The organism is Novosphingobium naphthalenivorans NBRC 102051, from assembly GCF_001590985.1.
In the GTDB taxonomy this organism is placed as follows: domain Bacteria; phylum Pseudomonadota; class Alphaproteobacteria; order Sphingomonadales; family Sphingomonadaceae; genus Novosphingobium; species Novosphingobium naphthalenivorans.
In genome coordinates, this window is sequence record NZ_BCTX01000060.1 from 19,634 (window position 1) to 33,094 (window position 13,461).

At 64.4% G+C, this 13,461-nt stretch carries 14 protein-coding genes and 1 other RNA gene; 10 read left to right on the top strand and 5 right to left on the bottom strand.

The window, feature by feature from the left end:
- Positions 1 to 12 precede the first annotated feature (12 nt).
- From NN5_RS17715 to rsmA, 4 genes are all read left to right on the top strand, one after another.
- Entirely contained in the window at positions 13 to 2,334 is a 2,322-nt protein-coding gene (locus tag NN5_RS17715) for an LPS-assembly protein LptD (protein WP_067736351.1), read from the top strand.
- Positions 2,335 to 2,546: 212 nt separating this feature from the next.
- The gene (locus tag NN5_RS17720; RefSeq protein WP_067736376.1) at positions 2,547 to 3,908 is read left to right on the top strand and encodes a peptidylprolyl isomerase; all 1,362 of its coding nucleotides are present in this window, start codon (positions 2,547 to 2,549) and stop codon (positions 3,906 to 3,908) included.
- 20 nt (positions 3,909 to 3,928) lie between these two features.
- Positions 3,929 to 4,942 carry a 4-hydroxythreonine-4-phosphate dehydrogenase PdxA gene (gene pdxA, locus NN5_RS17725; protein WP_067736354.1) on the top strand — a complete coding sequence of 338 codons (1,014 nt, stop codon included), beginning with the start codon at positions 3,929 to 3,931 and terminating at the stop codon, positions 4,940 to 4,942.
- Positions 4,943 to 4,983: 41 nt separating this feature from the next.
- Entirely contained in the window at positions 4,984 to 5,814 is an 831-nt protein-coding gene (gene rsmA / locus NN5_RS17730) for a 16S rRNA (adenine(1518)-N(6)/adenine(1519)-N(6))-dimethyltransferase RsmA (RefSeq protein ID WP_067736356.1), read from the top strand.
- A gap of 72 nt (positions 5,815 to 5,886) precedes the next feature.
- On the opposite strand, the gene NN5_RS17735 is transcribed toward rsmA, so the two are convergent.
- Positions 5,887 to 8,001, bottom strand: coding sequence for a malate synthase G (locus NN5_RS17735; RefSeq protein ID WP_067736359.1), 2,115 nt, complete (start codon positions 7,999 to 8,001; stop codon positions 5,887 to 5,889).
- A 333-nt stretch (positions 8,002 to 8,334) separates the two neighbouring features.
- Here NN5_RS17735 and NN5_RS17740 point away from each other — a divergent pair, with 333 nt between their 5' ends.
- The gene (locus NN5_RS17740) at positions 8,335 to 8,565 is read left to right on the top strand and encodes a hypothetical protein (protein ID WP_373280346.1); all 231 of its coding nucleotides are present in this window, start codon (positions 8,335 to 8,337) and stop codon (positions 8,563 to 8,565) included.
- Between the two features lie 10 nt (positions 8,566 to 8,575).
- Here NN5_RS17740 and NN5_RS17745 read toward each other — a convergent pair whose 3' ends face one another.
- The 3 genes from NN5_RS17745 to mscL form a co-directional block, all read right to left on the bottom strand.
- Positions 8,576 to 8,926, bottom strand: coding sequence for a GFA family protein (locus tag NN5_RS17745; protein ID WP_067736379.1), 351 nt, complete (start codon positions 8,924 to 8,926; stop codon positions 8,576 to 8,578).
- Between the two features lie 103 nt (positions 8,927 to 9,029).
- Positions 9,030 to 9,403, bottom strand: a transfer-messenger RNA (tmRNA) gene (gene ssrA, locus NN5_RS17750).
- Positions 9,404 to 9,467: 64 nt separating this feature from the next.
- Positions 9,468 to 9,914 (bottom strand): large conductance mechanosensitive channel protein MscL, encoded by a 447-nt coding sequence (mscL, locus tag NN5_RS17755; protein WP_067736362.1) that lies wholly within the window; start codon positions 9,912 to 9,914, stop codon positions 9,468 to 9,470.
- A gap of 149 nt (positions 9,915 to 10,063) precedes the next feature.
- Between mscL and NN5_RS17760 the strand changes: the two genes are divergently transcribed.
- From NN5_RS17760 to NN5_RS17780, 5 genes are read left to right on the top strand one after another with little or no spacing between them, the layout of a single operon-like run.
- Positions 10,064 to 10,684 (top strand): LemA family protein, encoded by a 621-nt coding sequence (locus NN5_RS17760; protein WP_084385024.1) that lies wholly within the window; start codon positions 10,064 to 10,066, stop codon positions 10,682 to 10,684.
- Between the two features lie 4 nt (positions 10,685 to 10,688).
- Positions 10,689 to 11,510: a TPM domain-containing protein gene (locus NN5_RS17765; protein WP_067736364.1), complete on the top strand. Its 822-nt coding sequence runs from the start codon at positions 10,689 to 10,691 to the stop codon at positions 11,508 to 11,510.
- Between the two features lie 11 nt (positions 11,511 to 11,521).
- Positions 11,522 to 12,205: a TPM domain-containing protein gene (locus tag NN5_RS17770; protein WP_067736367.1), complete on the top strand. Its 684-nt coding sequence runs from the start codon at positions 11,522 to 11,524 to the stop codon at positions 12,203 to 12,205.
- Between the two features lie 10 nt (positions 12,206 to 12,215).
- The gene (locus tag NN5_RS17775) at positions 12,216 to 12,779 is read left to right on the top strand and encodes an NUDIX hydrolase (protein ID WP_157081199.1); all 564 of its coding nucleotides are present in this window, start codon (positions 12,216 to 12,218) and stop codon (positions 12,777 to 12,779) included.
- 1 nt (position 12,780) lies between these two features.
- Positions 12,781 to 12,990 (top strand): hypothetical protein, encoded by a 210-nt coding sequence (locus NN5_RS17780; RefSeq protein ID WP_067736369.1) that lies wholly within the window; start codon positions 12,781 to 12,783, stop codon positions 12,988 to 12,990.
- Here NN5_RS17780 and NN5_RS17785 read toward each other — a convergent pair.
- Complete coding sequence (locus NN5_RS17785; RefSeq protein WP_306305114.1) at positions 12,971 to 13,342, bottom strand: GNAT family N-acetyltransferase; 372 nt, start codon at positions 13,340 to 13,342, stop codon at positions 12,971 to 12,973. The genes NN5_RS17780 and NN5_RS17785 overlap by 20 nt on opposite strands.
- Positions 13,343 to 13,461 lie beyond the last annotated feature (119 nt).

Below are 13,461 nucleotides of genomic sequence, written 5' to 3' on the forward strand. Positions count from 1 at the left end.
GATAGGCAAGCCATGCTCCCTGCCGTGCAGATCCTTCCCCGAGCGCTGACTGGCCACTCGCGCGCCCTGTCGCTGGCCTCTTTGGCGCTCGGCATCGCCGCGTTCACCACGCCCCATCTCGCCCGGGCGCAAGACCTCGCGCACCCTGACGACAGCGCCTCTGCAGAGGAACAGCCGGCCGGGACGCCAGCCGCGACGCCACCCGCGACGGGCGCCGACGAACACATCGCCTTTTCGGCGGACACCGTCGACTATGACGAGAATTCCGAACAGGTCACGGCCAGCGGCAATGTCGTGATGAAGCGCGGGGAGCAATCGGTGCGCGCCGATACTGTCGCGTGGAACCGCAAGACCGGCCAGATCGTCGCCAGCGGCGATGTCCGCCTTCTCGATCAGGACGGCAACCAGCTGTTCACGGATCGCGTCGAACTGACCGACGAACTCAAGACCGGCATGATGGAAAACATGCTGCTGGTCATGCGCGAGGGCGGCCGGCTGGCCGCACTCAAGGGTGAGCGCATCGCCAACGGCGACGTCATTCTCAATCACGCCGCCTATACCGGCTGCGATGTTACGGACGAGGACGGGTGCGCCAGGAAGCCGACCTGGCGGGTCATCGCCAAGAGCGTGCTCTACAGCGAGGAACGCCACCGCATCCGCTTCAAGAACGCGCGGCTGGAATTGTTCGGGGCCGTTCAGGTGCCGCTGCTCGGCCTGACCGTCAGCACCGATGGCCACGCCGTCTCGGGTATGCTGATCCCGGACTTGCAGTCGACCCCGTCAAACGGCTTCCAGATCGGCGAATCGTATTACTGGAAGATCGACGAAAACCGCGATCTGACCGCAGGCCTTGCCGCTTATACCAAGGCGGCACCGATGGGCTCGATCGAGTACCGGGCGCTGACCAGCAACGGCGCCTACCAGATCACCGGCTATGCCACGGCCAGCAACAAGATACCGATCTTCGGCTCCAGCTCGACCACCACCAGCGACGGCGTGAGCGCCTTTCGCGGCTATATCTTCGCCAACGGCAAGTTCCAGCTCGACGAGCACTGGAGCGTAACCGCCTCGATCCGGCGCGCGACCGACCGCACTTTCCTGCGCCGCTACGACATCAGCCGCGACGACCGCCTGCGCTCGATGATCAATGTCGAGCGAATCGATCAGGACAGCTATTTCTCCTTTGCCGGCTATGCCACGCAGACCTTGCAGGCCAGCCGCGACCAGGGCCTGATCCCCGTCGCTTTCCCGGTGATCGACTACCGCCACCGCTTCGACGATCCACTGCTGGGCGGCAAGATCGAGACGCAGATCAACACGCTGGGTATCTCCCGCACCGATGGGCAGGACACCCAGCGCGCCTTCGCCAGCGCGCAATGGACGCTGCGGCGGATTACCGGCATGGGCCAGGAAGTGGTGCTGACCGGCCTTGCCCGCGGCGACGTCTACCATTCCGACGAGAACGCGGCGACGAGCACGGTCATCTACCAGGGTGATCCGGGCTGGCAGGGCCGCGCTATTGCCCTGGCGGCGGTGGATGTGAAATGGCCGCTGGTCGGTGCCGCGCTGGGCGGAACGCAAGTGTTCACCCCGCGCATTCAGCTCGTTGCCAGCCCCACGATCCGCAACCTCGCGGTGCCCAACGAAGATTCGCGTGCGATCGAGCTGGAAACCAGCAACCTGTTCTCGCTCAACCGCTTCCCCGGCTACGACCGGATCGAGGACGGCGTGCGATTCACCTATGGCTTCGACTGGAAATTCGAAGCCCCGCGCTGGCGGATCATGACCACGCTCGGCCAGTCTGTCCGGCTGAACGACAAGCCCACGCTGCTGCCGGAAGGCACCGGCCTGACCGGCAAGACATCCGATATCGTCGGCCGCGTCGAAGTACGCTACCGCGATTTCATCAACGTCATCCACCGCTTCCGTCTCGACAAGGACAGCCTGGCGATCCGCCGCAACGAGTTCGACGCGGTGATCGGCAATACCAAGACCTATGCCGAAATCGGCTACACCAAGCTCAACCGCGACATTTCCAGCAGCATCGAGGATTTGCAGGACCGCGAGGAAGTGCGCGCCGCGGGCCGTATCGCCTTTGCCCGGTACTGGTCGCTGTTCGGCTCGGCCGTCATCAACCTGACCGACCGCCAGGAAGATCCCACATACGGTTCGGACGGGTTCCAGCCCCTGCGCACGCGCGTAGGCGCTTCCTATGAGGACGACTGTATGCAGATCGCCCTCACCTGGCGGCGGGACTACCAGACGACAGGCGATGCCAAGAAGGGCGACTCGTTCCAGGTCCGCTTCAGCCTCAAGAACATCGGCTTGCGGTAAAACGCGGCCCGTGCGGCGGCTGATCCGGGGATTTACCGATATCCATGGCTTTGCGCCCGTTGGCAGGCCGGTGCAAAGCCGCTATCGGGTGTGCTCATTTTCGGTTAAGCCGCGCCGCGGCAGAAACTGCAGCAGATGCGGCAGGGCTGTACACAGGCTGCCTGCCATGAATTGTCCGGCCCGGGCCGGTTGAAGACGGGATTGTGATCACGGTGCAAGCAGTCAATCGCAGCAGCTCCTTCAAGCGCGCGTTCATTACCATCGGCAGCCTTGCCGCACTGGCCGGAACGCTGGCCGCTCCGGGCGCCATGGCCCAGGATGCGGCGCAGGGGCAGATTGTCATCCCCGACAACGTCAAGATCTTCGGCAATGACAATCCCAACGTCCGCCGTGCGACGGCCGTGGTCAACGGTGACGTCATCACCGGCACCGACGTCGACCAGCGCCTCGCCCTGATCGTTGCCGCCAACCAGGGCAAGATCAGCGACGACGAAATGAAGCGCCTGCGCCTGCAGGTCCTGCGCAACCTGATCGACGAGACGCTGCAGATCCAGGAAGCCAAGGCTTCGGACATCGATATCTCGCAGGCCGAGGTCGACCAGTCCTACGCCCGCGTCGCCGCGCAGAACTTCAACCAGAACACCAGCGCGATGGACGCTTACCTCAAGCGCATCGGTTCGTCGCCGGCTTCGCTCAAGCGTCAGATTCGCGGCGAAATGTCCTGGCAGCGCCTGCTCCAGCGCAACATTTCCCCGTTCATCAACGTCTCCGACGACGAAGTGAACGAGATGCTCGCGCGGCTCAAGGCCGCCAAGGGCACCGACGAGTACCGTCTTGGTGAAATCTACCTGTCGGCCACGCCCGACGCGCGTCAGCAGGTTTATGACAACGCCACGCAGATCGTGCAGCAGCTCAAGCAGGGCGGCAGCTTCGTGGCCTATGCCCGCCAGTATTCGCAGGCCTCGACGGCAGCGGTAGGCGGCGATCTCGGCTGGATCCGGCTTGCCCAGCTCCCCGCCGAACTGTCGACCGTGGCGCGCGAAATGCAGCCCGGCCAGCTCGTCGGCCCGATCGAAGTGCCCGGCGGCTTTGACATCCTTTACCTGATAGACAAGCGCCAGGTGCTCACGACCGACCCGCGCGACGCGATTCTCTCGCTCAAGCAGATTTCGATCAGCTTCCCCAAGGGCACCACCGAAGCCCAGGCCGGCCAGAAGGCCGAGGCTTTCGCGAATGCGATCAAGGCTGCCAAGGGCTGCGGCGACGTCGACAAGGTGGCGACCGGCATCGGCGCTCAGGTCGTCGCCAACGATCAGGTCAAGGCGCGCGATCTGCCCGGCCCGATCCAGAACGCGATCCTCCAGCTCTCGCCCGGCGAAACGATGCCTCCGTTCGGCTCGGTCGAAGACGGCGTGCGCATCCTGATGCTCTGCGGCCGCGACGATCCGCAACAGGCCGACCAGGGCCCGACCTTCGAACAGCTTCAGGCCCAGCTTGAGGATGACCGCATCAACAAGCGCGCGCAGATGTACCTGCGCGACTTGCGGCGCGACGCCATCATCGAATACGACTGATCGCTGGCGGGGCCTTTGACATGACGGTCATCGCTGCCCCGCTTGCCGTATCGCTGGGCGATCCTTCCGGCATTGCCCCGGAACTGATCGCCGAAGCCTGGGCGCGGCGCGAGGAATGCGGGCTGGCGCCCTTCTTCGTGGTAGGCGGAGCGAACGTGCTGCGGGCAGCGGCTGCCACGCGCGGCATCGATCTGCCCATCGTCCCGATCGAAGATCCCGGCGAAGCGGCCAGCGCCTTTTCCGACGGCCTGCCCGTGCTCGGCGCGCAGGACTGCACGCCCTGTTTCGGCTCGCCCGCACGCGAAGGCGCCGAACTGGCGCTCCATTCGCTGACACGTGCCACCGAACTGGCCCTGTCCGGCAAGGCTGGCGGTGTCGTGACCGGCCCCATCGCCAAGTCGAAACTCGCCCAGGTGGGCTTCACCCAGCCGGGCCAGACCGAATTTCTCGCCGATGCTTGCGGATTGCCGCATGAAAGCGCGGTGATGATGCTGGCCGGTCCTTCGCTGCGCACCGTGCCGCTCACCGTGCATGAAGCATTGGCGGCCGTGCCGGCCCTCATCACGCGCGACCTGATCGAACGCAAGACACGCATCATCGCCAGCGCCCTTGCCCGCGATTTTGGCCTGCCTGCCCCGCGGATCGCCGTGACGGGGCTCAACCCGCACGCGGGCGAAGATGGCCGCATGGGCCGCGAAGAGATCGAGGTGATCTCGCCTGCCATCGCCGCACTGCAGGCCGAGGACCTCTCCGTCACCGGCCCGCACCCGGCCGATGCGCTCTTCGCCGCGCATGAGCGCGAGAAGTTCGACGTGGCGCTGTGCATGTACCACGACCAGGCGCTGATCCCGATCAAGACGCTCGATTTCGATCAGGGCGTGAATGTCACGCTTGGCCTGCCCATCGTACGCACCTCGCCCGACCACGGGACCGCCTTCGGCATTGCCGGCAAGGGCATGGCCAGCGCCGGAGCCATGATCGCCGCGATCCGCATGGCCGGCGAATGCGCGGCGCGGCGGGCGGCCGGCCTCTGATCCGCCTTCCCGTACCGGGCACCAGCGGCTAGGGAAGCCCCGTGACCGACACTTCCCCTTCCCTGCCCCCCTTGCGCGAGGTGATCGCCAAGCACGGCCTCTCCGCCAGCAAGGCACTGGGCCAGAACTTCCTGTTCGACGAGCAGTTGCTCGACCGCATCGCCGCTATCCCTAGATCGCTGCAAGGCCAGCAAGTGCTCGAAGTCGGGCCCGGCCCCGGCGGCCTCACCCGCGCCCTGCTGCGTGCGGGGGCACAGGTCACGGCCATCGAGATGGACCGCCGCTGCCTGCCCGCGCTCGCCGAAGTCGAAGCCGCGTTTCCCGGCAAGCTCAAGGTCATCGAAGGCGACGCGATGAAGATCGCGCCTGCCACCTTGTTCGGCGGCCCCTATCACGTGGTTGCCAACCTGCCTTACAACGTAGGCACTGCCCTGTTCACCGGCTGGCTCTCCGGCGAGGAGTGGCCGCCGCAATGGCGCTCGCTCACGCTGATGTTTCAGGAGGAAGTCGCGCGCCGCATCGTCGCCGCGCCGGACACGTCCGCCTATGGCCGCCTCGCAGTGCTGGCGCAGTGGCGCTCGCAGGCGAAGCTGGCGATGAAAGTCCACCGCAGCGCCTTCACGCCGCCGCCCAAGGTGATGTCCGCCATTGTCCATGTCGTGCCCGGCGAGGCTCCGCAGGGCGTCTCCATGCGCGTGCTGGAGCGCGTGACCGAAGCCGCCTTCGGCCAGCGCCGCAAGATGCTGCGCCAGAGCCTGAAAGGCGTGCCTGGCGCGCTGGAGGCCCTGGAAACGCTGGGCATCGATCCCCAGCGCCGCGCCGAGACCCTATCGGTGGCCGAATTCGTCGCCGTCGCCCGCACGCTGTCCTGAACGCAGAACGGGCCCCTTCCGTCTGGAAGGAGCCCGTCCCGGTGCCTTTACGGCAGCCCCGGGGATAAGACCTCAGGCAGCGACCAGCGCCGCTTTCTTCTTCTGGCGCCAGGCGTGCAGCAGCGGCTCGGTATAGCCGCTGGGCTGCTCGACACCCTTGAACACCAGATCGCACGCCGCCTTGAAGGCAAAGCTGGTGTCCCAGTGGCCCGCCATCGGCTCATAGAGCGGATCGCCCGCGTTCTGCGCATCGACCTTGGCCGCCATGCGCTTCAGCGAATCCATCACCTGCGCTTCGGTGCAGACGCCGTGAAGCAGCCAGTTGGCCATGTGCTGGCTGGAAATGCGCAGCGTCGCGCGGTCTTCCATCAGGCCGACATCGTTGATGTCCGGCACCTTGGAGCAGCCCACCCCCTGATCGATCCAGCGCACGACGTAGCCCAGCAGGCCCTGCGCGTTGTTGTCCAGCTCCTCGCGCACTTCCTCCCCGGACCAGTTGACGCCCTGGGCCAGCGGCACCGAGAGCAGCAGGTCGAGGCCGGGCACTGGCTCCGCGGCAATGGCATCGCGCAGGCCGAACACATCGACCAGATGGTAGTGCGTCGCGTGGAGGGTCGCAGCCGTCGGCGACGGAACCCAGGCCGTGTTGGCGCCAGTCTTCGGGTGGCCGATCTTCTGCGCCATCATGTCGTGCATCTTGTCCGGCGCGGCCCACATGCCCTTGCCGATCTGCGCTTTGCCCGAAAGACCGTGCTGTAAGCCAATGGCAACATTGCGCTTTTCGTAAGCGGCGATCCAGGTCGAGCCCTTGATGTCGCCCTTGCGCATCATCGGCCCGGCCCGCATCGAGGTGTGAATCTCGTCGCCAGTGCGATCGAGGAAGCCGGTGTTGATGAAGACGATGCGGTCCTTCACCGCCGCGATGCAGGCGGCAAGGTTGGCCGAAGTGCGGCGCTCCTCGTCCATCACGCCGACTTTCAGCGTGTTGCGCGGCAGTTGCAGCAGATCCTCAACAGCATCGAACAAGACATTGGTAAAGCCGCATTCCTCAGGGCCGTGCATCTTCGGTTTGACGATATAGATGCTGCCTTCGCGGCTGTTGCCGTACTTGGTCAGCCCCTTCACGTCCTGTGTCGAAATGGCGCTGGTAATGACCGCGTCCATGATGCCTTCGGGGATCTCGCTGCCATCGGGCAGCAGGATCGCCGGGTTGGTCATCAGGTGGCCGACATTGCGCACGAACAGCAGGCTGCGGCCCGGCAGGCTGACCTGCTCGCCGCTTTCGAGGATCACGGCCTTGTCGCCGGACAAGGCGCGGGTCATGACCTGCCCGCCCTTCTCGAACGTCTCGACGAGATCGCCGCGGATCACGCCCAGCCAGTTGGCATAGGCCAGGATCTTGTCCTCGGCATCGACCGCTGCGATCGAATCTTCCAGATCGACGATCGTGGTGATCGCCGCTTCCAGCACGATATCCGAAATGCCCGCCTTGTCAGCGCTGCCAACGTCGCTCGACGGATCGACAACGACCTCGATGTGCAGCCCGTTCGACTTGAACATGCGCCCTTTTCCGGTCGTGCCGACGTATTGCGAGGGATCGGCCAGCCTGACATCCACGCTATCGACATCAGTCCAGCTGCCCGAAGCGAGGGGGAGCGCCTGATCGAGGAACTTGCGCCCCTCCGCGATCACCGCCGCACCGCGCGCCGGATCGTAGCCCTTGCCCATGGCCGGAGCGGCATCGAGCGCATCGGTGCCGTAATAGGCATCATAAAGGCTGCCCCAGCGCGCATTGGCGGCGTTGAGCAGAAAACGCGCGTTGAGCACGGGCACGACCAGTTGCGGTCCCGCCATCGTCGCGATTTCGGGATCGACATTCTTGGTGGCGATGGCGAATTCGCCCGGCTCGGGCACCAGATAGCCGATCTCACGCAGGAAGGCCTGATATTCGCCCTGCTCGATCGGCTTGCCCGCGCGGTCGAGATGCCAGGCATCGATCTTCGCCTGGAGATCGTCGCGCTTGGCCAGCAGCGCCCGGTTCTTCGGGGCCATATCGGCCACGAGCGCGGCGAACCCGTTCCAGAAAGCCTCCACGTCCTGGCCGATCGGCGCCAGAACCTGTTCCTCCACGAACTTCGCCAGCCCGGCATCGACCCGGAGACCCGAACGTTCAACCCTGTCAGTCATCTTTCCTCGCACTTTCTCGAACGCACACGCCAGACCTCTGACGCGCAACGCACATGACGAAAACAAAACTGTCCTGGGGAAGGATGGACAGCCCTATGCCGCATGACCGCGCGAATGGCAACAGGAAGCAGTGTCCCAATCGGGATCAGGTGTGATGCTCTGCCTTACACCCGGCGTCGGGATCCCTTACACTCAAGCACTTGTTAAGCATCTGATTCGGCGGAAACCCGCGGTTGGCACGGTCATTGCTGTAGGGAAGCACAGCACAAGGGATTGGAAATGCTTCGGAAAATCAGCCGTCTGTTTGTCATCAAGACACCCTGGGAAGCGTATATGATCATCTACGCCCTGGCGCTTGGTGCCGTGGAGCGCGGCAGTGTCTATCTGACCCGATTCCCCGGATTCGGCGGCAAGCTGCTGTTCCTGGCCTGCACCGGCGCAGTGTTCATGGCCGGCGCCAAGATCCTGGACTGCATCAAGTACGAAAAGGCCGCCCGCCTCGAACTCGAAGCCGTGCCGCTCGCAGAAACCCCGCTCGAATCCGAACGGAAAGAGGCCGCCTGACCGCCGTCCCCTAAAGGCTGGCGCCATCAACCTTGAGGACTGTCAGCAGGTCGAGGTCCGCTTCCGGCACGCAGCGCAAGTTGATCGCGGCCAGTTCCTCGCCATTAGGGCCAATGCCCACGCCGAACGGCTGGCAACCGCATTCCTCGCAGAACAAGTGCTCAATCTCGTGCTTGTTGAATGTGTAGGCAATCAGGTTCTCCTCACCGCTTTCCACATCCAGCGCCTCGATCGGCACGAACGTCAGCAGGAAACCCTTGCGCCGGCAATGCGAGCAATTGCAGCTCGTGGCTTCGTTCGGCAGGTCCGCGTCCACCGTGAACGCGACAGTGCCGCAATGGCAGCTTCCGGAATAGCTCATCACCATCGATCCTCTGGCAGGATGATGCGCAAGTTAGGCACTTCGAAGATGTCAGCATGAAGTCAGTGGGGTGATTCTGTTGCCAGGCTCACCCCGAGCCCCTGGAATCCGCTTCTGTTGCCCGGTGGGTCCAACCGCGCTTTAGCTTTGTAACGTCAGGGCGTTAGCCCCTAGAATTACGCGGCGAGAGCGAGTGCTTCGTTGTCGTTGGCACTTGTGAGTTTTGAGCCTTTAACGGGTTACTCAGCCCGGACGAAAACACCGCTTTTCAACACACGTCGATCCTAGTTCGGCCCCGTCATCACCCCTGCGACAACAGGGCTGCCCTGCCAGAAACCCCTGGCAGGACGGGTGATGGTGGAGCCGCCGGGTACCGCCCCCGGGTCCGCTGCATCTATTGCACGCTGCAATTTATCGTCATAGCCGACCGAGGCCGGCAAGTGCCCATATAGGCGATCAAACGTGAATGTGAAGTGAGCGAAGCATTGTCGAATGCGGCCCCAGCCCGCGAAATGCGCATCTGCGCATTTCCAAACAGGCTTCAGCCGCGCTTCTTCAGCTCGTCGCGGATTTCCATGAGCAGATCGACCTCGCTCGGCCCCGCTGGCGGCGGCGGAGCGGCTTCCGCTTCCTTCTTTTCCATGCGCTCCATCAGCTTGTTCACATAGCGTACCATCAGAAAAATGATGAAAGCCAGAATCAGGAAGTTGATGATCGCGGTGATGAACGCGCCATAGCCGATCATCGCGGCTCCGGCTTCCTTGAGCGCCGCGTAATCATCGAGCGATCCGGCATAGCCATCCGGCGTCTTTAGCAGGATGAAATCGTTCGAAAAATCGACCCCACCGAAGATCGCTCCAACGACCGGCATGATCACGTCATCGGTCAGCGACTTGACGATGGCCCCGAAAGCGGCGCCGATGATCACGCCGACGGCCAGATCCATGACATTGCCCTTGGCGATGAATTTCTTGAATTCCTGGAGCATGAGAGCCCTCCTGCATACGGTTCCGCGAGAGGCTCCGGTTCATCGCAAGGCCCTGCCGCGAGGGCAAGTCCTTGAACCGACACTGTACACCGCTACATTCAGGGTTCGATGGGCCGCCAGGCGCGGCCGGTGAGGAGTAAAGAAACATCATGTCAGCTTCGAACACGCCGCGCGGCCTCGTTTCGCGCTTTGGCCGCTATGCCATTGTGGCGCTGGCCGCGATGAGCCTGGCCGCCTGCGGTTTCAACTCGGTGCCGACCAAGCAGGAAGCCGCCAAGGCCAAGTGGGCCGACGTGGAGGCCGCCTTCCAGGAGCGCGCCAACCTCGTTCCCAACCTCGCCGCCGTCGCCAAGGGTGCGGCCGAGCAGGAAAAGGCGATCCTCACCGGCGTGATGGAAGCCCGCGCCAAGGCGACCTCGATCCAGATCACCGGCGAGGACCTCAAGGACCCGGCCAAGATGGAACAGTTCGCCGCCGCGCAGGGCCAGCTCTCGCAGGGACTGGGCCGGCTGATGGCCAGCTTCGAGGCCTATCCGGACCTCAAGTCCATCACCAACTACCAGATGCTGCAGAGCCAGCTGGAAGGCCAGGAAAACCGCATCCGCATTTCCATCCGCGACTACAACGCCGCGGTGCAGGACTATAACACCGAGGTGCGCACCTTCCCGACGATGATCGGCGCGCGCCTGCGCGGGGCCGATCCGCTGGTCCCCTACAAGGCCGTGACCCCGGGCGCCGAAGTGGCGCCGAGCCTCGAAGGGAAGATGTAAGCCGGTGCATCGTTACCGGGCCCTGCTCGCGTCGCTCCTGCTGGCCCTGTGTGCCCTGCTCGCAGGGCCGCAGGCGGCGTGGGCGGCGCCCGACTTTCCCAAGCTGACGGGACAAGTCGTCGATGCGGCCGGAATCATCCCCGATGCCGAGGAAGCGCAGCTCACGCAAAAGCTTGCCGCGCTGGAAAAGCAGTCCACCCGGCAAATGGTCGTGGTGACTGTCCCCAGCCTGCAGGGCTACGAGATTTCCGACTACGGCTATCAGCTTGGCCGTGCCTGGGGGATCGGCCAGAAGGGCAAGGACAACGGCGTCCTGCTGCTGGTCGCGCCGAACGAGCGCAAGGTGCGCATCGAAGTCGGCTATGGTCTGGAGCCGGTGCTGACCGACGGCATGAGCTTCCTGATCATCAACAAGGTCATCATCCCCTACTTCAAGAAGGATGACTATGCCGGCGGCATCGCGGCCGGCACCGATGCTATCATCAAGCAGATTACCCTGCCCCCGGAAGAGGCGCAGAAGATTGCGGCTGCGGCGGACCAGCAACAGGGCGAAAGCGGCGGTGTCTCGCTGGGTACCGTGGTATTCATCCTCATCATCCTGTTCTTCGTGGTCATGCCGATGATCAACGAGGCGCGCAGCGGCGGACGGCGCAGGCGCAGCGGCGGCGGCTTCATCTGGATTCCCGGCAGCGGCTGGGGCGGCCATGACGATGACCACTGGGGCGGTGGCGGCGGCTGGGGAGGCGGCGGTGGTTTCGGCGGCGGAGGCGGGTTCTCCGGCGGCGGCGGCAGCTTCGGCGGCGGCGGTTCGAGCGGCAGCTGGTAGAGGAGACGACAATGCCCTCCCCCACATACCTTTCGGCGGCGGATCACGAGAAGATCTCAGCCGCCGTTGCGCAGGCCGAACTGCAGAGCGCAGGCGAGATCGTGACGATCCTGGCCGACCGTTCAGACGGCTATACCGATATCCAGCTTGCCTGGTCGGCGGCGGCTTCGCTGCTGGCGCTGTGCGCACTGGTGATCGCGCCCGGCTTCTATCTCGGCCTCTACGACGATATGCTGGCCGACTGGGGACACGAATGGACGCCGCGTGCGATCATCTCGCTGGCGGCAGCCGTGGCCGCGCTGAAATTCGGCGCCGTGTTCCTGCTCCAGTTCTGGCAACCGCTCAAATTCTGGCTGGTCCCTTCCCCGGTAAAGACCGCCCGCGTCCATGACCGCGCCATCCGCGCGTTCCGCATCGGTGCCGAGCGCCGCACCACCGGGCGCACCGGCGTGCTGATCTACCTTTCGATGCGCGAACACCGCGCCGAGATCGTCGCCGACGAGGCGATTGCCACCAAGGTCGATCCGCAAGTCTGGGGCGACGCCATGACGGCCATGCTCGCCCATGTGCGCGAGGGGCGCATTGCCGACGGTATGTGCGCGGCGGTCGACAAGGTCGGCGCGATTGTCCGGCCGCACTTCCCGCGCGCCGATGACGATGTGAACGAACTTCCCGACCGACTGATCGAGGTATGAAAATCGAGGTATGACTGGCGTGAGCGACAACCTGACCGACCACTATGATGCGGACAAACCCGAAGAGATCATGTGGGAGGGCCGCTTCATCACCGCCAAGAAGCGGGGGAAGTGGGAATACGTCGGCCGCGCGCGCGGTATCCACGCGGCGGTGATCCTCGCGGTCGATGCCGAGGATAACGTGATCCTGGTCGACCAGTACCGCGTGCCGCTGGGCCGCCGCTGCATGGAACTGCCCGCCGGGCTGGTGGGCGATCATGAAGATGTCGCGGGCGAAGATCCCGCCGTGGCCGCCGCCCGCGAACTGGAAGAAGAGACCGGATACCACGCCGGACGCATGGAAAAGATCGGCGAGTTCTTTTCCTCGCCGGGCATGGTCAGCGAAAGCTTCACCCTGTTCCGCGCGCATGACCTCACCAAAGTGGGCGATGGCGGCGGCGTCGACAGCGAGGATATCGTCGTCCACCATGTGCCGCTGGCTGAGATCGAACAGGCCGTGGCGGACTGGCGCGCGCAAGGCTATGCCATCGATGTGAAGATGCTCACGCTGCTGGGCGCGAAGCTGCTGGGCTGACATGCGCACGCGCCCCGGTATCTGCCGGCGCAAGGCCCGCTACGCCAGCGAGGAAGCCGCGCTGGACGTGGCGGCAAAAGCGCCCTTCCCGCTGCGCCCCTACCGCTGCAAGCTATGCCGCCAATATCACCTCACCAGCCGCACCAAGGGCATGAGGCTCCCGCGCTTCGAGATCGAACGGCGGCGCACCCTCAAAGGCCCAGCATCATGAATTGGTTGTGCGGACTGGGCTGATAGTCGGCAAAGGCATCGCAATTGACGAAACCCGACCGCCGGTACAACGCGATAGCCGGCTGGTGCAGTTCCGCCGTGCCGGTCTCCAGATAGAGCGCGTCATAGCCGCGCCGCCGCGCTTCGTCGATGACATGCTCCATCAAGGCCCGGCCGACACCCGTGCCGCGCGCGGAAGGCGCCGCGCGCATCGATTTGACTTCGCCCTGCCCGCCCCCAAGCTGCTTTAGAGCGGCGAACCCTGCCAGGGCATCATCGCGCCACGCGGTCCAGAACGTGACGTCTGCGGACGATAGACCGCTCGCATCCAGCGCGAAGGCATGTTCGCCCATCACGCTCTGAAGTTCGCTCAGGTGATGGGCGAGCAGATCGGATACGTATGGAGCAGTCGGATCGTCTTGTCTGATTTCCACGGATTGAAGCCCTTTTTGATCGGGCCAGGGCCAATCGA